Source organism: Pseudomonas anuradhapurensis (genome assembly GCF_014269225.2).
Taxonomy (GTDB): domain Bacteria; phylum Pseudomonadota; class Gammaproteobacteria; order Pseudomonadales; family Pseudomonadaceae; genus Aquipseudomonas; species Aquipseudomonas anuradhapurensis.
In genome coordinates this window covers 4,429,802-4,447,012 of record NZ_CP077097.1, presented here as the reverse complement: position 1 = coordinate 4,447,012, position 17,211 = coordinate 4,429,802, and the positions used below count along the sequence as shown (strand labels likewise).

General features: G+C 62.1%; 14 protein-coding genes and 1 pseudogene. 4 read left to right on the top strand and 11 right to left on the bottom strand.

Annotation, left to right across the window (positions count from 1 at the left end; all coding sequences use genetic code 11):
- Nucleotides 1-18: 18 nt before the first annotated feature.
- From HU763_RS20380 to HU763_RS20330, 11 genes are all read right to left on the bottom strand, one after another.
- Nucleotides 19-666: an alginate O-acetyltransferase AlgF gene (locus tag HU763_RS20380; RefSeq protein WP_170032511.1), complete on the bottom strand. Its 648-nt coding sequence runs from the start codon at nt 664-666 to the stop codon at nt 19-21.
- Nucleotides 667-683: 17 nt separating this feature from the next.
- Complete coding sequence (locus HU763_RS20375) at nt 684-1,841, bottom strand: alginate O-acetyltransferase (protein WP_170032509.1); 1,158 nt, start codon at nt 1,839-1,841, stop codon at nt 684-686.
- 10 nt (nt 1,842-1,851) lie between these two features.
- Nucleotides 1,852-3,309, bottom strand: a complete 1,458-nt coding sequence (locus HU763_RS20370; RefSeq protein ID WP_186685385.1) for an MBOAT family O-acyltransferase — start codon at nt 3,307-3,309, stop codon at nt 1,852-1,854.
- A 182-nt stretch (nt 3,310-3,491) separates the two neighbouring features.
- Nucleotides 3,492-4,595 (bottom strand): mannuronate-specific alginate lyase, encoded by a 1,104-nt coding sequence (locus HU763_RS20365; protein ID WP_170032505.1) that lies wholly within the window; start codon nt 4,593-4,595, stop codon nt 3,492-3,494.
- 7 nt (nt 4,596-4,602) lie between these two features.
- Nucleotides 4,603-6,045 carry an alginate O-acetyltransferase gene (locus tag HU763_RS20360; RefSeq protein WP_170032503.1) on the bottom strand — a complete coding sequence of 481 codons (1,443 nt, stop codon included), beginning with the start codon at nt 6,043-6,045 and terminating at the stop codon, nt 4,603-4,605.
- Between the two features lie 13 nt (nt 6,046-6,058).
- Entirely contained in the window at nt 6,059-7,618 is a 1,560-nt protein-coding gene (gene algG / locus HU763_RS20355; RefSeq protein ID WP_186685383.1) for a mannuronan 5-epimerase AlgG, read from the bottom strand.
- 22 nt (nt 7,619-7,640) lie between these two features.
- The gene (locus HU763_RS20350; protein WP_186685381.1) at nt 7,641-9,119 is read right to left on the bottom strand and encodes an alginate export family protein; all 1,479 of its coding nucleotides are present in this window, start codon (nt 9,117-9,119) and stop codon (nt 7,641-7,643) included.
- A complete protein-coding gene (algK, locus tag HU763_RS20345; RefSeq protein WP_186685379.1) occupies nt 9,116-10,543 on the bottom strand; it encodes an alginate biosynthesis TPR repeat lipoprotein AlgK in 1,428 nt (475 codons plus the stop codon). Before algK ends, HU763_RS20350 begins: the two co-directional genes overlap by 4 nt.
- Nucleotides 10,544-10,555: 12 nt before the next feature.
- Complete coding sequence (locus HU763_RS20340; protein ID WP_170032496.1) at nt 10,556-11,722, bottom strand: alginate biosynthesis protein Alg44; 1,167 nt, start codon at nt 11,720-11,722, stop codon at nt 10,556-10,558.
- Nucleotides 11,723-11,758: 36 nt separating this feature from the next.
- Nucleotides 11,759-13,240 (bottom strand): glycosyltransferase family 2 protein, encoded by a 1,482-nt coding sequence (locus HU763_RS20335; protein ID WP_170032494.1) that lies wholly within the window; start codon nt 13,238-13,240, stop codon nt 11,759-11,761.
- A gap of 85 nt (nt 13,241-13,325) precedes the next feature.
- Entirely contained in the window at nt 13,326-14,642 is a 1,317-nt protein-coding gene (locus tag HU763_RS20330) for a nucleotide sugar dehydrogenase (RefSeq protein ID WP_170032492.1), read from the bottom strand.
- Between the two features lie 929 nt (nt 14,643-15,571).
- Between HU763_RS20330 and HU763_RS20325 the strand changes: the two genes are divergently transcribed.
- From HU763_RS20325 to HU763_RS20310, 4 genes and pseudogenes are all read left to right on the top strand, one after another.
- Nucleotides 15,572-16,012 carry a hypothetical protein gene (locus HU763_RS20325; protein ID WP_186685377.1) on the top strand — a complete coding sequence of 147 codons (441 nt, stop codon included), beginning with the start codon at nt 15,572-15,574 and terminating at the stop codon, nt 16,010-16,012.
- Between the two features lie 93 nt (nt 16,013-16,105).
- Nucleotides 16,106-16,510 (top strand): hypothetical protein, encoded by a 405-nt coding sequence (locus tag HU763_RS20320; RefSeq protein WP_186685375.1) that lies wholly within the window; start codon nt 16,106-16,108, stop codon nt 16,508-16,510.
- Between the two features lie 149 nt (nt 16,511-16,659).
- Nucleotides 16,660-16,863, top strand: a complete 204-nt coding sequence (locus tag HU763_RS20315; RefSeq protein WP_186685373.1) for a hypothetical protein — start codon at nt 16,660-16,662, stop codon at nt 16,861-16,863.
- A pseudogene (locus HU763_RS20310) lies at nt 16,844-17,194 on the top strand (ATP-binding cassette domain-containing protein); the annotation flags it as partial. The gene HU763_RS20315 and the pseudogene HU763_RS20310, both read left to right, overlap by 20 nt.
- Nucleotides 17,195-17,211 lie beyond the last annotated feature (17 nt).

The following is a 17,211-nucleotide window of genomic DNA, read 5'->3' as shown; positions in this document are numbered from 1 at the left end:
CGTTTAGAGGCAGGGAAATCAGTTGTTAGCCACGGGGCGAGTTACCCACACCGGCGACAAGGCGTTGCCGGAACCCGTTACATACAGCACTGCGGCTTCGCCGCGCTCCAGGGCGACGGGTTTGACGTCACCCACTTTCTTGTCTCCTTGGTACAGCGCCAGGTTGACCTTGACCGGGTTGATCTCACGCTCGCCGCGGCCGTTGGCGGCCACTGGCTTGACCACTTCGGTCTTGCCGTCGGCAGTCTTCAGGGTCAGTTGCTGGTCGCTCAGGTTCTGCACGCGAACCAGGGCTTTCTGCTTGTTCTTGAACGGCGGCTCTTCGATCAGCTTCGGGCTGCCGTTGGCGCTGTTGACCAGGGTGTAGTACTTGTCCGAGGCCAGCTTGACCGGCACGCTCTTGCCGCCGACCTGGGCGGTGTAGTCACCGCCTGGCAGGAAGCTGAAGTCGCTGCTGGCCTGGGCGCCAACCTGCTTGATCTGGGTATTGCCGACCGAGGCAGCGGTCGGGGTGCTGGAAGCGTTGTACAGGCGCACGAAGGTCGAACCTTTTGGTGCAGTCGGGCCGTACAGCGCGGCGTCGGCACCGGCGAATGCCTGCATCGAGGCCAGGGACAGGCCGGCCGCGAGGGTGAGGGCTTTGGCAATGGAAGTCTTGGTAGTCATTGGCGTGTTCCTCTCTATCAGTGGTTCGTCCGGGTGGACGACAAGGCCAGGTTTTCTTCGGATTTACGGGAGTTCTTCAGCTGCGCGATCCACTGTGGGTCGAAGCTGCTGAGGTCGTTCTTCATTGGCAGATAACGTTCGGGGAATTCCCACACCACCACTTGCGGTGCGGCGTTCTTGAAGGCATCGCTTTGCAGGTACTTGAGCATTGGCAGCAGCGGGCCGTGGCCGTCTTCGGCGTAGTTGGCCACGTCGCTGCGCAGCGCCTGCTGCAGCGCACCGAGGAAGTTCCAGTGCGGGTTGGCGCTGTAGCTGGTGCCTACCAGGGCTACCGGGATCTGCTTGTCGGCGAACAGTGCATCACCGCCTTCACCCTCGGCCTCGACCGGGCGGGTGGTGCGTTTCTGCAGGTTGTCCGGGGCTGGCAGCAGGTTGCTGAACAGCGGGTCCAGTGGCAGGAAATTGGTCAGGTCGCCCTTGTACGGTGCGGTGCTGCCGGCTTCGGTGATGAACGCTTGTGGCTCACCGTTGAGCAGGCTTTGCCGGCCGACGGCTTCGGCCAGTGCCTGGGCCGCCACCTCGGCGCCCATCGGTGTCCAGTGGGTATCGGTGCGCAGGAACACCTGGCCGCGGGCCTTGGCCTGCTCCAGCGGTGCCATCAGGTCCGGGGCGAACACGTTGGCCTGGCGTGCCTGGGCATGGAACTGGTTGTACAGGTCGTCATGCAGGCTGGTCGGCAGTTCCTTGCCCAGGTATTCGGCGTACACCCGCGCCTTGGCCGGCACGATCGCCAGCACCAGCTGGCTGCCGTGCTGCTGCAGGGTGTCGCGTACACCACGGATCAGCGCCAGGTTCTCCGCCATCAGTTGCTCAGCCCCGGCGGTTGGCTTGAATTCTTCGTCGCTGAACAGCCACTGGTCGCGGCCCAGTACCACGCCGGGGCGGCCTTCATTGAACAGCTTGAAATCCATCGCCGCCCACAGGTTGGTGCCCAACCGCTTGATCGGGAAGTGCTCGTCGTAGTGGGTCTCGGCGGCCTTGGCCAGCTTGCCGTTGAGCAGGGTCATCTGCTCGGTGCGCTGGAAGCTTTGCAGGCCACCGGTCGACCACACGCCCATGCCTACCAGCAGGCCGAGGAACGACAGTGAATAGGTGATGCGTAAGGTGCGGGTCATGTCATCCACCTCAGAACTGGAAGTAGAGGAACGGCGAGTAGCTCTGCGCCGAAAGCTTGAGGATCGAGGCCACGAACAGCAGCAGCACCAGGGCGCGGGTCATCACCCGGGTCCAGTCCAGGCCGATCGAACCGTCGGCGTTGACCGCCACCGGGGTGGCCTTGGGCGTCGGCTTGGCATTGCGATAGAAGTCACGCAGGCCGAAGAACGCCAGGGTGATGTAGGCAACCACCAGGGTGGCGACCTGCAGGCCGGTGAGCTGGGCGCGGTTGAGTTCCGACAGCTGCCAGTCGCCGAAGCTGAACATGGCGCCGTACATGCGGCCGGCCACTTCCAGGTTTTCGGCGCGGAAGATCACCCAGCCGACCACCACCAGCAGGAAGGTGAAGGCCCACTTCACCGGGTTGAAGCGCTGCGGGTTGGTGTCGATGCCCAGTGCGCGCTCGATGGCCAGCCACATGCCATGCCACGCGCCCCAGATGATGTAGGTGAAGTTGGCGCCGTGCCACAGGCCGCCCAGCAGCATGGTCAGGAACAGGTTGCGGTAGGTGTTGAAGGTGCCTTTGCGGTTACCGCCCAGGGTGATGTACAGGTAGTCGCGCAGCCAGGTCGACAGGCTGATGTGCCAGCGCCGCCAGAACTCGGTGATCGACTGGCTGATGTACGGCTGCTTGAAGTTCTCCATGAAGCGGAAGCCCATCATCAAGCCCAGGCCGATGGCCATGTCGCTGTAGCCGCTGAAGTCGAAGTACAGCTGCGCGGTATAGGCCAGGGCACCGAGCCAGGCATCGCCGGTGGTCGGGTGTTGCAGGGCGAAGCAGTGGTCGGCCACCACTGCCAGGGTGTCGGCGATGAACACTTTCTTGATGAAGCCCTGCATGAAGCGGGTGCAGCCTTCGGAGAACTTGTCCAGGGTGTGGGTGCGGTTGTTGAACTGGTCGACCAGGTCCTTGAAGCGCAGCACAGGGCCGGCGATCAGGTGCGGGAAGATCGCCACGAACGCGGCAAAGTCGATCAGGTTGCGGGTGGCCGGGGTGTCGCCGCGATACACGTCGATGATGTAGCTGATCGACTCGAAGATGTAGAACGAGATACCGATCGGCAGCAGCACGTGGGTGAGGATGAACGGCTCCAGGCCGAACGAGGTGATGATCGCGTTCAGGCTGTCGACGCCGAAATTGGCGTACTTGAAGTAGCCGAGGATCGCCAGGTCGACACCCACGCCGAGCAGCAGCCAGCGCTGGGCGGGCTTGGTGCGGACCCCGGCGGCGCCGACTTTCAGGCCGATCCAGTAGTTCCACAGGGTGACCCCGGCGAACAACGCCAGGAAGTCCACTCGCCACCAGGCGTAGAAGATGTAGCTGGCGACCAGCAGCAACAGGTTGCGATAACGTTGCCCGCTCAAGTAGTACAAGCCGAGGAAGATCGGCAAGAACAGGAACAGGAACACGTTGGACGAGAAGACCATCCCGGTTCTCCTTTTTGTTCACAGCATCCGGGGCAAAGCGCCCCCCAAACCCCCCACATGTTCGTGGCGGGCTACCTAGATTCCTGTGGGAGCGGGTTTATCCGCGAAGAGGCCGGCACAGGCACCGCACATGGCAGGTCTGGCCTTTTCGCGGGTAAACCCGCTCCCACAGGGGTTTTGCGTTACTTTTTCGATTCCGCGCTCGGGTCGTAGACCCGGGTCAGGTCGCCGCCCAGCCGGAAGCTGTTGAACGGCTGCATGCCGCGCTTGCGTTGCAGGGTGTCGCCGTTGCACGCATACAGGCTGCAGTAGGGCTCCATCCACGAGTACTTGCTGTCGATCTTCAGGTCTTGCATGTCCTGCTTCTCGCCATTGCGGGCTTTGAACACGCTGGGGTCCTTCACGCCGGCCAGCACCCGCTGCGCCAGGCGCTGCAGGGCGTTGTCGTTCTCGCTGCGCACATCCACGCCGTTGACCTGGGCAAAACTGGCGATCATCGCCAGCGGCGGCAGGGCGTAGTTGTGGTAGGCCAGGGCGCGTTGCTTGCGCTTCAGCTCGTTGGGCAGGAAGCCCTGCGCATCGACCTGGTTGGCACCGATCCGGTATTCCTTCACGGCCCAGTCGAACAGGTCGCGACGGTCGGTGGCCACGGCGGTGGCCATCACCGCCCAGGCTGCCCAGTAGCTGTGGTTGTTGATCTTCTCCAGGGGCAGGTCGCTCCAGTCGCGCACGGTCTGCTCGGCGAGGCGGGCGAACCATTTCTCGATCAGCTCGGCCTCGGCCTGGTGCGCGGCCAGCGGCTGCGAGTTGGAGAACTTCAGGCGCAGCCACGAACCGCTCATGCTGCCCAGCGCCCATTTGCGCATCGACTTGCCGGTGTGGTTGTAGTCGGTGGACATCAACGCATCGGCACGTGCCCAGCTGCCCAGCCAGGCCAGGGCGCATTCGAGCTGCGCCGGGCGGCCGTCACGCATGTACTGGCCGATCATCTTGCTCACGCCTTTTTCAAGGGTGGTGATGTCTTCGGTGGACTTGCGAAAGGCCTTTTCCGAATTGACGTTGAGGGTGGCCCGCGCCTTGTCCGAACCTTCGTACTTGCTGCGGAACTGCAAGGCGCCGGTGTACGGCTTGGGCACGGCTTCGCAGCGGAAGTTACCGTCGTTGGTCTTGAGCTTCTCGATCCCTTCGTAGTACCCCTGTGGCGGTACCAGCGCGGCATGCGCGGCACCACCGAACAAGGCCAGGGCGAGCAGGGCAGGGCGGAAAATTCGCTTGAACGCAGTCATGGTCGCCTCACTGGCCGGCCTGCGCGGTCTGCGCGGGCACGGCGAAGTTGTTGCGTTTGCAGAGCTTGGCCTCGACTTTCTGGGTGCCGCTTTCCGGGCCCTGTACCTCGAAGGCCAGCAGGCTCTGGCTGGCCCAGTCCTCGTCTTCGCGCATCTGGAAGACGAAACGGCCATCGGTATCGGCGGTTTCCGGTTTTTCCAGCTTGATGTCCTCGTGGCGGCCGTTGAGGTACCACAGGGTGGCCTGCAGGACTTTCACCGACGGGTCCTCGAACTTCACGTCCATCTGGATGTTGCGGTTGACCAGGTCTTTGATCACGCCGCCCTTGCCGTTCACCATCAACTCGTTCTTGCCCGGCTTGAGGGTGGTGCTGGCGCTCATCAGCGCCGGGCGGTTATCGCAGCCGTCATCGAGCAGGCCAAGGATCTGCCGCCAGATGGTTTCCTGGTCCAGGCGGTACAGCGGGGAGAATTCCCAGATCAGGATCTTCGGCGGGTTCTTCTTGAATTCCTCGCTGCCCAGGTACTGGATCATCGAGCCTTCCAGGCCGCCACCGGGGAAGGCGACGTTGAGCACGTCGGCACCGATGTACTGTTGCAGGAAGCCGGCGAAGTTGTAGTTCTTGCCGCTGTGGCTGGTGCCGACCAGGGTGATCTGGGCGTTGCCGGCGTCACCGAACAGGTCGTCACCGCCACCGTCGGAGCCCTTCGGCTCGGTGGTGAACTGGTCCATGTACTGGACGGCATAGCTGGTGCCGCAAAGCTGGCCGGCAACGTTGTGCAGGGTGCCGGTCTTGCCCATGCGGCCAGACTTCTTCGTCTCGAATTCCTTGCGCGGGATGCCTTCGAAAGCCGGCATCTTGTGCACGGTTTCGGCCACGATCTTCGCCGCGCGCTCGGCGCCGTAAGGCGTCCAGTGCTGGTCGCCACGGAAGTAGAAGTCCTTGCCCTGGTCGGCGGCAGCCAGCTGTTCGTTGGTCAGCGGCGACAGGTCGGGCACGTTGTAGCCCATGCTGGCGAAGCGCTTGAGCATCGCCTGGTAGTTGCCCAATGCCTTCTGGTAGTCGAAGGCAGCTTTTTCTGCCGGGTTGAGCATGTTGCGGTTCACCAGGCCACGGGTCGGCTGGTACACCACTACCAGTTCCACGCCGCGCTTCTTGAACGCGTCGTGCACCTGCTGCAGGCGCTTGTAGCCGGCCGGGGTGGTGGTGAACTCGGTGCGCAGGTCTTCGCGGGTACGGAACAGCCAGTCACCCTGGGCCTGCACCAGCGTGGTGAAGTTCTGCTGGTAACGGGTGGTGTAGCGGCTGGGGTCGTGCGCTTCCGGGCACAGCTGGCAGCAAGGCTCGGCGGTGAAGGTCGGGGCCTTCACTTCGTCGGCGCTCACGCCCTGGCTGATGGCCAGGAGGGCAGTGGACAGGCCCAGCAGTTTCATCAGGTGTGGAGTCATGGTCTGGGCTTCCTTATTCGATCATTTCGGTCTGGCGTTCGACCGGGTCGATCAGCACAGCCTTTTTCTGGCGGACCAGCAGGTCGAGGATTTCGTCCTGGCGTTCACCCAGGATGCCGTTGAGGCTGATGCCGCTGGCCTTGCGCGGGGCGAGCATGGACACCTTGTACAGCTCGACCGACAGCGGCGAGTCGATCGACAGCGGGCCGGAGCCGTTGGCGGCGAGTTCGCCACCGACCAGGATCAGCGACACCTTGGTGTCGAACGGGTCGAGGGCGATGTCGCGGTCGGTGTCGGACAGGTCCTTGATGTGGCCGTACACGCCCACCAGGCCGTTGGCCATGGCGACGTTCTCGTACAGGCGGATGTTCACGCTGTTACGCACACGGATGCCGTGGCGGCGGTTGTTGATCAGCTTGTTGCCCCAGATCAGGTTGTCGCCGCTTTCGTACAAGGTGATGCCGTCGGTGTGGTTGCGGTAGATCTCGTTGTAGGCAATCAGGTTGTTGACGCTGTTACGGTCGATCACCACCCCGGAGAGCTTGTTGTCGTAGCTCTTGTTGTTGATGATCCAGCTGTCGTTGACCTCACGCGAAATGATGATGCCGTGCTTCTTCTTGGTGCCGTACACGGTGTTGCCGGCGATGATCAGGCGGTGCGAGCGGTCGTGCGGGTCGATGCCGTAGACGATGTTGTCGCGGTAGGTGCTGTCCTTGACCACGAAGTCCTGGGTCTCGTAGCAGTAGAAGCCGTACCACATGTCGCTGAATTCCGAGCCGATGATCCAGCCGGTGGGTTCCGGGCGGCCCATGCGCTTGGCCATGTTCGGCGTGTACTGCGAGATGCTCACGCCGTACGACTTGGACTTGGCATAGCCGAAGCTGGCCATCTTGCTGTTGACGATGTAGGTCTCGGTGCCGCCCCACGACAGCAGGAACGGGCGGAATTCCTTGGGCGAACGGAAGGTCGCCGGGCCGTTGTCCTTTTCGCGCCAGCCGGTCACCTGGGTATCGGTGACGAACAGCTTGCCGTCGTTGACCAGGAACGAACCGCCCTCCTGGGACAGGCGCAGCTGCTTGACCTTGCCGTCGATCTCGAGGATGCCCTTCTGCCCGACCACGATCGGCAGGCGCGCCAGGTACACGCCCGGCTCGACTTCGCTGAGGTACTGCCTGGGTACCTTCTTGCTCAGCTCGACCAGGTCGACATGCCCGTCATCGACGAAGATCGCCTGCGGAATGCCATGCTGGCGCTGGACCCACTCGGCCGCCTTGTTGTCGCCACCGACGAACTCCTTGAGGGTGTCTTCCTGGAACATGCGGCGCAGGCTGACCTTGCCCTTGTGACGGCGGTCGATCTTCTTCTGTACCGCCTCGGCGGTGTAGCCGGTCAGGTCGGGCAGCTTTGGCGGGTCCATGTGCAGTGGTTCGACCGGGGCACTGGAGACCGTGTAGGTCTTGGCCTGCTGCAAGCCCTTGGCCGTGGTGGTGGGCTCTGCGGCGGCGGCCAGGCCTGCGGCCAGCAGCAAGGCGCTGGCCAGCAGGCTGTGACGTAGGTGCGGGTGAAGGTTCATAACGGTAAGTCCCCTACCGGCCTCAGAAGCGCCAGATCACGTCGACGAAGGCACGGTGCATGTACGAGTCCGCTTCCTTGCCGTAGGCGTCGCCCGGCTTGAACACGCCGGCACGCAGGCGCACCAGGGCGGATGGCTCGTCGATGGCCTGGCTCATCGAAGCCGGCAGCAGGCCTTGCTTGAAGTACTTGGTCACGACCACGTCCATTTCCTGGCCAAGGTCTTTCTCGCCATCGACCAGCGGGCGGTTCACGCCGTTGTCGTTGACCACCGCGTTGATGCCGCTGGAGCCGATGTTCTGGTTGCCGTCGACACGCCAGAACTTGTGGTAGATGAAGCTGGCGTCGTAGTCGTCGCGCAGCTGCCAGGAAGCGAACAGGGTTGCCGCCTGCAGGTTGCCCAGCTCGCCGCGGAAGGCTTCACCGAAGCGGTGCACGCGCGAACGGGTACCGGTGTAGTTGGAGCGGTTGCTCTCAAGGCCGGTTTGCTCGTAGTTGCTCGAACCGTCGTCGCCGCCACCGCCGCTGCCACGGGCGTAGGCCGCACCGACCTGCCATTGCGGGTCGAGGCGCACGCGAATGCCGAGGTCGGTGGCCCAGGCGTTGACGTCGCCGCTCTGCTTGCCGGTGGCTACGGTCTGGTCGCCCACTACCTGGCTGCTGAGGGTGTCGCGGTCACCGGTCAGCCAGGTGACACTGCCCCAGTAGTTGACGGTGTGGTCGTTGCGCCAGTTATAGGCATCGCTGTTGGCTTCCAGGCCCAGCCAGGTCAGGTCGCCGGTGCGGGTCTTGTCCAGTGCGTCGACGGTTTCGCCCGGGTTCTTCAGGCTGCCGCCGTCATGGGTGTGGTGGGCGCGTACGCCGACCCAGTGGCCAGGAGTCCACTGCGTGGCGACGTTGCCGTAGACGTGCGTGCGGTCCTTGTCTTCCGGAGCCAGCTCGGTGAGGTCGGTGCGGTATTCGCTGAAGCGCTGGGCTACGCCCAGGTCGGCCTTGAGCAGGGTGGTGTCGAAGGTCCAGTTCAGCGCCTCGATGTTGGTGTCACGCCACATGCCATCGTCGCTGCGCAGGCGCTGGCGACCGAAACGCAGCTGCTCGCCGGGGTAGGCGGTGAGGCCGCTGTAGCCGACCCAGAATTCGCGCATGGCCAGGTAGCTCTTGTCCTGCTCGCGGCCGTCGGCGGCGGTGTCGGTGGTGGTGCCGTCGTCGTTCTGGCGCAGGGTGTCGGTTTCGATGGTGTCGGTAGCAGTGACGGCCTGGCCCATGGCATAGGCGCTCCAGTTGCCGCGCTCGCCATATACCCAAGGGCGCAGGTCGAGGCCCAGGCCGTTGACATCGCCGCCGGAGCGGGTACCGAGGTCACGGTCGTCTTCCGACTGGCCGGTGATTTTCACATCCAGGCCGAAGTTCTTTTCAGCGGTCATTTCCGCCAGGGTCGGGCAGGACCAAAGCAGGGCGAAGCTCAGGCCGATGCCGGCTTTCACGAAGGGATTGAGCGTCATAGCGAGTCCTCACCGGTTACTTCTTTTTCGTCGTCTTGCAGGGCTTCGATGGCCAGGGTGCTGTTGGCGCCCTGGCTCATGCTGCCGCGTGCCTGCTTCTCTTGCGCCAGCAGGGTCTGTGCCTGGCTGCGCTGGTCAGGCGTGAGTTGCTGGTCGAGTTGCTGCAGCAGTTCAGTGGACTGCGGCGTCGGGTTGACCTGGGCCAGCTGGGCGAATACCCAGGCATTACCCGGTTGCGGGCGAATGCCATGGCCTTCGCTGAACAGCTGGGCCAGGGCATAGTCGGCGCTGTTCTGTCCGCCACGGGCGGCGGCCAGCAGGTGGTCGACGGCTTTCTGTGGCTCGACGTTGCCCAGGTAGCCACGGCGGTACAGCTGCCCCAGGTAGTAATGGGCGCTGACTTCGCCAGCATCGGCGGCAGCCTGCAGGTGTTGCTCGGCTTTTACCGCATCCGCAGGCAGGGTCTTGCCTTCGTAGTACAGGCGGCCGAGCAACAGTTCGGCGCGTGGCTGTTCGGCTTCGCGGCCTTTGTCGATGTAGGCCATCAGCTGGTCGGTATCGCCCAGTTCGGGGAAGTCGTAGACCAGCTGCGCCAGGCTGACCCAGGACGCCGGGTTGGCCGGCGCCACCTGCTCGAGCAGGTCCTTGGCGGTTTTTTCGTCGGTCTGGCCGAGGCTGCGGTCGGCCAGGACACGGGCGACGCTGTCGACCCGGGTGGCCGGTACCGCGCCGCGGGCATAGGCCGCCTTGAGCTGGCCGAGCAGGGCAGCCTGCTGGTCAGCCTGGCCACGCTTCTGGTACACGGTGGCCAGCTCGACGTAACAGATATCGGTGGCCGCGAGCGCGGCCTTGCAGATTTTTTCCACATCGCCCAGGTGCTGGTCATAGGTGCCCTGGGTGCGGTACAGCAGAATCTGGGCCAGGCCCGCTTCCGGGTTACCGGCGGCACGCCACTGGTCGATCTGCTGCTGTGCATTGACCTTGGGGAAGCTCTGCGGGTAGCTCAGGTAGAGCATCGCCAGCGGGATCAGGGTGTTGCCTTCGCCCTGTGCGGCGGCTTGCTTGAGCAGCTTCTCGGCTTCTTCGCGTTCGGCCTGGGTGCTGTCGGGCTTGGCCACCAGCAGGCGGCCAAGGCGCGCCTGGGCGCGCGGCGAGGTGCCAGCCGCGGCGCGGTAGGTGGCCTCGGCTTCCTTGATTTTCGCCGGGTCGCGGGTGGCGACCTTGATGTCGGCCAGGCCCACTTGCGCTTCGCTGTAGCCCAGGTCGGCCAGGGCCTTGTAGTTGCGCTCGGCCAGTGCCGTGTCACCGCGCTTCATGGCTTCGTTGGCCAGACGCTGGTCGGGCAGGCCGGCACAGCCGGCCAGGGTGATGGCTGCAGCCAGGGCACACAGGCCCAGGCTGGCGCTTTTCTTGTGGGGAATCATACGGCGATCCTCTTACAGCCCACGGGCCATGGCTTTGTCGATCAGCCAGTTCAACGAAGGGCCACGGTCGCTGTTGACCGACGCCGGGCGCCCGGCCAGTTCGGCAGGCATGGCGCCGTCGGGCTTGATCTGCACGCGGATGTCGGAGGCCAGGTCATCGCTGTTGAGGCTGGCGCTGCTGACGATCTGGCCGGTGCGCACTTCATCTTCGCCGGCGACCTGGAAGTTGACCCGGGTACCTGGCTTGACCTCGTCGAACTGGCGATAGCTGAAACGCGCCTCGACCATCGGGTTGGTGGTGCGCGGGATCAGCTGGAAGATCGGCTGGCCCTTGGCCGCGTACTGGCCGTTGTCCACCAGCTGGCGGGCGACCACGCAATCACAGGGGCTGGTAAGGGTGCCGGACAGCTGCTTGCCGAACAGTTCCTCGATCTTGGCCGGCTCCAGCTGTGCGTCTTCCAGGTTGCCCTTGAGCATGTCCAGCATGCTGGTGGTGAAGGTGGCCAGTGGCGCACCTTTGCCGATCATCCCGCCGCTGTCGACCAGGCTGCTCACGGTGCCGTCGCGCGGCATGGTGATGGTGGTGGTCGGCACTGCCACCACGCCGGCTTCGGCGTGGCTGACGAAGTACATGCCGTACAGCGATTTGGCGACGAAGCCGAAGGCGGCGACACCAACCACGAACACGCCAAGGGTGACGGTGACCGCCTTGAGGCGGCCGAATGCGCTCAGGCCACTGCCGCCGTCCTTCTGCTTGCGTGCCTTGGTGAAGTTGTCGCGCTGCAGGGTGCTGAGTACGTCGCCGACACTGATCAGCTCACCCGACAGGTGGGTGGTGATGATGTGGCGCAGGGTGGCGATGTCGCGTGGCTCGAGGTTCTGGAACTGCGCGCCGGTACGGCCGCTGTCCGGGTGGTAGGAGCGCACCTGGAACTCGATGTCCATCGACAGGCCGAGGTTGTCGACCGTGAACTGCAGCCGTCCGCGCAGCACATCGCCAACCGACAGGGGTTGCTTGGTGTGGAAGCTCAGGCCACCGGCGGAGAGGTCGTCGACCTTCACATCGTGGGCCTGGCGCTGAGGGTCGAGGAACCGCAGCTTGGCGGGGATGCGTACCCGGGCATGCTGGCGCTGGGCTTCGGACTCATGCACGACGTTGACGTTCACGGCGGTATTCATGTGGTTTGTTCCTGTTAGTTCCGATCCGGGTTGGGCTCACACGACCATGAACAGCACAGCGACGAAGATGCTGGCAGCCGAGAAGGTCATGGTCCGCGAGGACCAGGTGTTGAACCATTGTTGAAAACTGGCGAGGTCACGCTTGAGGGCAGTGGGCTGACGCGTCCAGGACTGTTTGTCGAGGCGGAAGAACACATAGATCTTCATCAGCGCGCCGATGATCTGGTTGTAATAGAGAATCAGCGGGTAGGCCGGGCCGACGTTGTGGCCGGAGCACAGCAGCATGATGGTGAGGATCAGGCGGGTGATGCCGATCCACAGCAGGTACACCAGCAGGTAGCCCATGCCGAACTTGAGGCTGGCGATCACCGCCACGGTCAGGCCCAGCAGGCTGGTCCACATCGACACGCGCTGGTCGAACAGCACGATGCTGGTGAACAGCCCCAGGCGGCGCAGGCCCAGGCCCAGCGCACGGGAGTTCTGCCGCAGGTTGTTGCCATACCAGCGGTACATCAGCTTGCGGCTGGCCTTGAGGAAGCTCTTTTCCGGCGGGTGCTCGACCGTGTTGATGGCGGCATCCGGCACGTAGAAGGTGTCGTAGCCCAGGCGCATCAGGCTGAACCAGCTGGACTTGTCGTCACCGGTGAGGAACTTGAAGCGGCCCAGACGCCAGTGCATCAGCGAGTCGCTTTCGACGTCGGCGATGAATTCCGGGTTGGTCACCACGCTGGCGCGAAACATCGACATGCGCCCGGTCATGGTCAGTACGCGCTTGGACAGGGCCATCGAGCACATGTTGATATGGCGCTGGGCAAAGCGCAGCTTGTGCCACTCGCTCATGATGTAGCCGCCACGCACTTCGCAGAACTCGTTGGTGGTCAGGCCACCGACGTTGGGGAACAGCTTGAACCACGGCACGGTCTTGCGGACCACGCCGTCGCCGAGCACGGTGTCACCGTCGATCACCGCCACCACGGCGTTGTCGTCCGGCAGCATGCGCGAGATGGCACGGAAGCCATAGGCCAGGCCGTCACGCTTGCCGGTACCGGCGATGCGCACGATGTCCAGCTTGACGTGAGCTGGCGGGTTGTACTTGGCCCACAGGCTTTTCACCAGCAGTTCGTCCGACATCTCCACCAGTGAGCAGACCACGGTGGTGGGGAAGCCACAGTTGATCGCTTCGCGGATCACCGAGCTGTACACCTGGGCGGTGGTCAGGGCTTCGATACGGAAGCTGGTCACCATCAGGTACACGTGCGACGGGTCGGCGGCATTGCCCATTTTCTGCACCTTGCGGCGCAGGTACGGGTACACGCCGTAGAGGAAGATCATGCCGCGGATGAAATGGGTGGCGCCCATGGAATAGCGCCAGATGCCGACTGCGCCGACCAGGAAGATGAAGTGCTTCGACTGCGAGTCGAAGATATCGGCTGGCAGGGCCAGGGCGATCAGCATGAGCAGGCTCATGTAGAGCAGCCACCCGGCGCACTGCAACAGCACTGTCTGGAGCCTTTGCATGTTCAGCATCCGTCGAGAATTCGGGAAAGGGTGGGCGACGCAGGTATCACCTGGTGGGCAACACCTGCGCCGCCGGCGCCTGCTGTTACCAGCAGATGCCTTCGGTACGGCTGGTAGCGCAGGTCGGTTTGCTCATGAAGCCGACCAGGTCGATCACGTGCTTGCCAGCTGGCGCTTGCTCGGCAAGTGCGCGGAACTGCTCGTCACGGTTGCCCAGGACGATGATGTCGGCGTTGTCGATGACCTTCTGGAAATCGGCGTTGAGCAGCGACGAGACGTGCGGGATCTTCGACTCGATGTAGTCCTTGTTGGCGCCGTGGACACGGGCGTACTGGACGTTCTCGTCGTAGATGTCCAGCTGGTAGCCCTTGCCGATCAGGCGTTCGGCCAGTTCCACCAGTGGGCTTTCGCGCAGGTCGTCGGTACCGGCCTTGAAGCTCAGGCCGAGCAGGGCGACCTTGCGCTTGTCGTGGGCTTCGATCAGCTCGAAGGCGTTCTGTACCTGCGACTCATTGCTGCGCATCAGCGAGTCGAGCAACGGTGCGCGGACATCGAGGCTGGCGGCGCGGTAGGTGAGGGCGCGCACATCCTTGGGCAGGCACGAGCCGCCGAAGGCGAAGCCAGGGCGCATGTAGTACTGGGACAGGTTCAGCACCTTGTCCTGGCACACCACGTCCATCACCTCACGGCCATCCACGCCCACCGCCTTGGCGATGTTGCCGATCTCGTTGGCGAAGGTGACTTTGGTGGCATGCCACACGTTGCAGGTGTACTTGATCATCTCGGCCACTTCGATCGGCTTGCGGATGATCGGGGCGTCGAGTTCTTCGTACAGCGCTTGCAGAATGTCGCCGCTGGCGCTGTCCAGTTCACCGATGACGGTCATTGGCGGGTGGTCGTAGTCCTTGATCGCGGTGCTTTCACGCAGGAACTCCGGGTTCACCGCAACGCCGAAATCGACGCCGGCCTTTTTGCCCGAGCAGTCTTCGAGGATCGGGATCACCACGTTCTTCACCGTGCCCGGCAGCACGGTGCTGCGCACCACGATGGTGTGGCGGCGATCGCTGTCGCGCAGTACGTAGCCGATTTCGCGGCACACCGACTCGATGTACTCAAGGCCCAGGTCGCCGTTCTTCTTGCTCGGGGTACCCACGCAGATCATCGACACGTCGCTGGCACGAATGGCTTCGGCGAAGTCGGTGGTACCGCGCAGGCGGCCATTGGCGATGCCCTGTTGCAGCAGTGCTTCCAGGCCAGGTTCGACGATGGGCGACTTGCCCTGATTGATCAGGTCGATCTTGGTGCTGGACACGTCCACACCGATCACTTCATGGCCTCGCGCCGTCAGGCAGCCTGCACAGACTGCACCCACATAACCCAAACCAAAGATGCTGATACGCATCGCTATCACCTCATGTGTTTATCACGTCGGCGCCTCCGCAGAGAGCCGGACTGGGTGGATTAACAACAGTTTTCGGGCGCACGGATCCATGGCGAATGCACACTTCGCCGAGCGCAGGCAAAATAAATCCGGAGCGCAAAAGTTATGCACTCAAACTTGGCAGTAAAAGGCCATCAATTAAAAAACGTGCCCTGGAATGCAGCCGTCTTTATTGCAAAGCGCTACTTGGCGCGTTGCTGTGCTTGTTCTTTCAACTGGAAAAACCCTTTGAAATCAACCACTAGGACGAATTGTAAGGGACGCGTCTCTCCTGCATGGACAGGGGCTCGGGGTGTGCCCGTTATACCTGTCGAAGTTATTAGGGCGGGTAGTGGATACCTGCCGTTGTCATCTGTAAGTCATCTCGTACAGCCCGGGGGCAGGAAAATCGTTACGGCACTATGAGCGATTCGGCGTAGCAGAAGTTCCGGGTCGGTTCGGCCCGGATGAAAGATTTCTAAATATTTTTTCAGTGGCGGACAGATTTCAATCTGATAGCACGCAGGTGTTTCGCCCCGATATATAAAGGGCGAAACTGTTGCGAGATATTTTTTTGCCAGCATCCAAAAAATTTTTTCAAAATTCGTCAAAAAAGGTACGAACGGTCTTATGGCGTTTGGCAATAACGCTAGGAGTGATGGTTTTTTGGCGTCGAACAAATGACATGCTGGCAATGTGATGCCGGCTCTGGACCGAGGCAGCGCGTTAACAGATGCGGAAACACATGATGGCCACATGAATGCTAAGGCTTTTGCCGCGCTGGCCGTTACTCCCTGTGGACGCTCTGCGGAGCTGTTCATGAACGAAGGAGCGTCTTGGGCGGCCTCGGGCCGCTGGCCACCGAGGGCGTCTCATCCATTCATCACATGGAAGAGACGAGAGAACGCCAAATGAAGAAGACATCGCAAATCCTGATCGCCAGCGGTTCCTTGTTGCTGGCTGGCATGGTGCAGGCGGGGCCAAAGGTAGATGTAACCGTAAAAAATCAGGGGACCGGTACCAGGGTCCTCAAGCTGGTCACCTCCAACGAAACCAGCACCTATCAAATTGCTAATCCTCGGCCAGCTCAGCAGATAGTCCTTGGCGCTGTCGACGCTTTCGGCGTGCAGCGTGTCGTCAGTCCCGATGTCAACGCGGCGATGGTGCGTTACACGATGGGACTCAAGACTTGCGCTTTCGGGACCACCTTTCAGATGCGCCTCATGCCGGGCGGGATCATGAAACCCGAATGGACGAAGACCGCCACTCCAAGTGGTGGCGCGACCTGCACCGCCAATATTACCGGTACTGCCGCTGATCACTCATGGCGAGTGGAATTCACTATGAAATAAGCATCTCGACAGAAAGGGTAGCCGCTTCGTCGCCAGTCTGCAGCGAAGCGGTGTCAGTCTATTTGTGGAGTTTGCTTAACCCTGGGTGGGGATATGGAAATTAAATATACAGGTGTGCCGGTGCGTAGTGCGCACGCTTTGACGGCGCAGGAGAGCCCGAAGGCTATCGGGCAAATGGCGGATGTGGAGACTCTTGCTGAGGTGAATGGCGCAGATATTTCTTCACTGGCCAAGGCGCTAAGTGCCGCCGCAGAGCGTGCAGCATTACGAGATAGCCAGATGTCAAGAAGCGATCTGGCCGCCTTGGCGGCCAAATTAAGCGAGCGAATTTTTGGCTTGGGTTATGAATTCGGTAAGCTCGCCCATGATGATGAGATCCCCGATACAGACGACCCTGAATGGATTGCCAGGGCCGCGCAAGCTACTGATTTCGTTAATGGAAAATCAAGTAATCCGTTTGCGATGTTAAGTCAGGAACAACTGAGTCTTATCGCTTAGGATGAGGGCGGAACGTTCACGGTCAATGAGCGCAAAGCTGCAGCGATGGAAACGAGTAGACGTTATTGTGAATGGTCCGTATATATTTGCAGGAAAATGGATGCGGAGCGACAGAGTAATGGTAATAGGCGGAAGGTCTTCAGGAAATATTGTCTTATTATCGCGGTCTGCCGGCAATCGAAGAAGCGCAGTTTGGCAACTATGAGGTCGCGATAATGATGCAGTTGAATGCAACGGAGATCGATTGGCCTGAGTTCAACGGTTCACTGGTCGACATGGTTGCCAACAAGTGGCCTGAGCAAGAGCGTATTGCAACTAATCTGGAGATGGATAATGAACCATCTTCGCCTTGAATCAGTGCAACGCTCGATTGGCGGTCAGGTGATTCTCGATAATGTATCAATGTCATTTGCTGAAAGTCAGTCCTGCGCCATCACCGGCCCCTCCGGTTCAGGCAAAAGCACCTTGCTCAACCTGATCGGCCTGCTCGACCAGCCGTGCCGGGGGCGGCTGGTACTGGACGGTTGCGACATGACGCATGCCACTGCCGATCAACGCGCCATTACCCGAAACCGCCTGCTGGGTTTCGTGTTCCAGAGCTTCAATCTGCTGCCCCGCCTGTCCATTCTCGACAATGTCGCGTTGCCGCTGAGTTACCGCGGCATTGGCCTGGCCTCGGCACGGCGGGAGTACCGGTGGGG

What these genes read in the sequence shown, in the direction of transcription:
- HU763_RS20330 (WP_170032492.1), bottom strand. Translation starts at nt 14,642, where the DNA reads ATGCGTATCAGCATCTTTGGTTTGGGTTATGTGGGTGCAGTCTGTGCA.
- algG (WP_186685383.1), bottom strand. Translation starts at nt 7,618, where the DNA reads ATGAACCTTCACCCGCACCTACGTCACAGCCTGCTGGCCAGCGCCTTG.
- HU763_RS20320 (WP_186685375.1), top strand. Translation starts at nt 16,106, where the DNA reads ATGGAAATTAAATATACAGGTGTGCCGGTGCGTAGTGCGCACGCTTTG.
- HU763_RS20335 (WP_170032494.1), bottom strand. Translation starts at nt 13,240, where the DNA reads ATGCAAAGGCTCCAGACAGTGCTGTTGCAGTGCGCCGGGTGGCTGCTC.
- HU763_RS20365 (WP_170032505.1), bottom strand. Translation starts at nt 4,595, where the DNA reads ATGACTGCGTTCAAGCGAATTTTCCGCCCTGCCCTGCTCGCCCTGGCC.
- HU763_RS20340 (WP_170032496.1), bottom strand. Translation starts at nt 11,722, where the DNA reads ATGAATACCGCCGTGAACGTCAACGTCGTGCATGAGTCCGAAGCCCAG.
- HU763_RS20360 (WP_170032503.1), bottom strand. Translation starts at nt 6,045, where the DNA reads ATGACTCCACACCTGATGAAACTGCTGGGCCTGTCCACTGCCCTCCTG.
- HU763_RS20380 (WP_170032511.1), bottom strand. Translation starts at nt 666, where the DNA reads ATGACTACCAAGACTTCCATTGCCAAAGCCCTCACCCTCGCGGCCGGC.
- HU763_RS20350 (WP_186685381.1), bottom strand. Translation starts at nt 9,119, where the DNA reads ATGACGCTCAATCCCTTCGTGAAAGCCGGCATCGGCCTGAGCTTCGCC.
- HU763_RS20370 (WP_186685385.1), bottom strand. Translation starts at nt 3,309, where the DNA reads ATGGTCTTCTCGTCCAACGTGTTCCTGTTCCTGTTCTTGCCGATCTTC.
- algK (WP_186685379.1), bottom strand. Translation starts at nt 10,543, where the DNA reads ATGATTCCCCACAAGAAAAGCGCCAGCCTGGGCCTGTGTGCCCTGGCT.
- HU763_RS20325 (WP_186685377.1), top strand. Translation starts at nt 15,572, where the DNA reads ATGAAGAAGACATCGCAAATCCTGATCGCCAGCGGTTCCTTGTTGCTG.
- HU763_RS20375 (WP_170032509.1), bottom strand. Translation starts at nt 1,841, where the DNA reads ATGACCCGCACCTTACGCATCACCTATTCACTGTCGTTCCTCGGCCTG.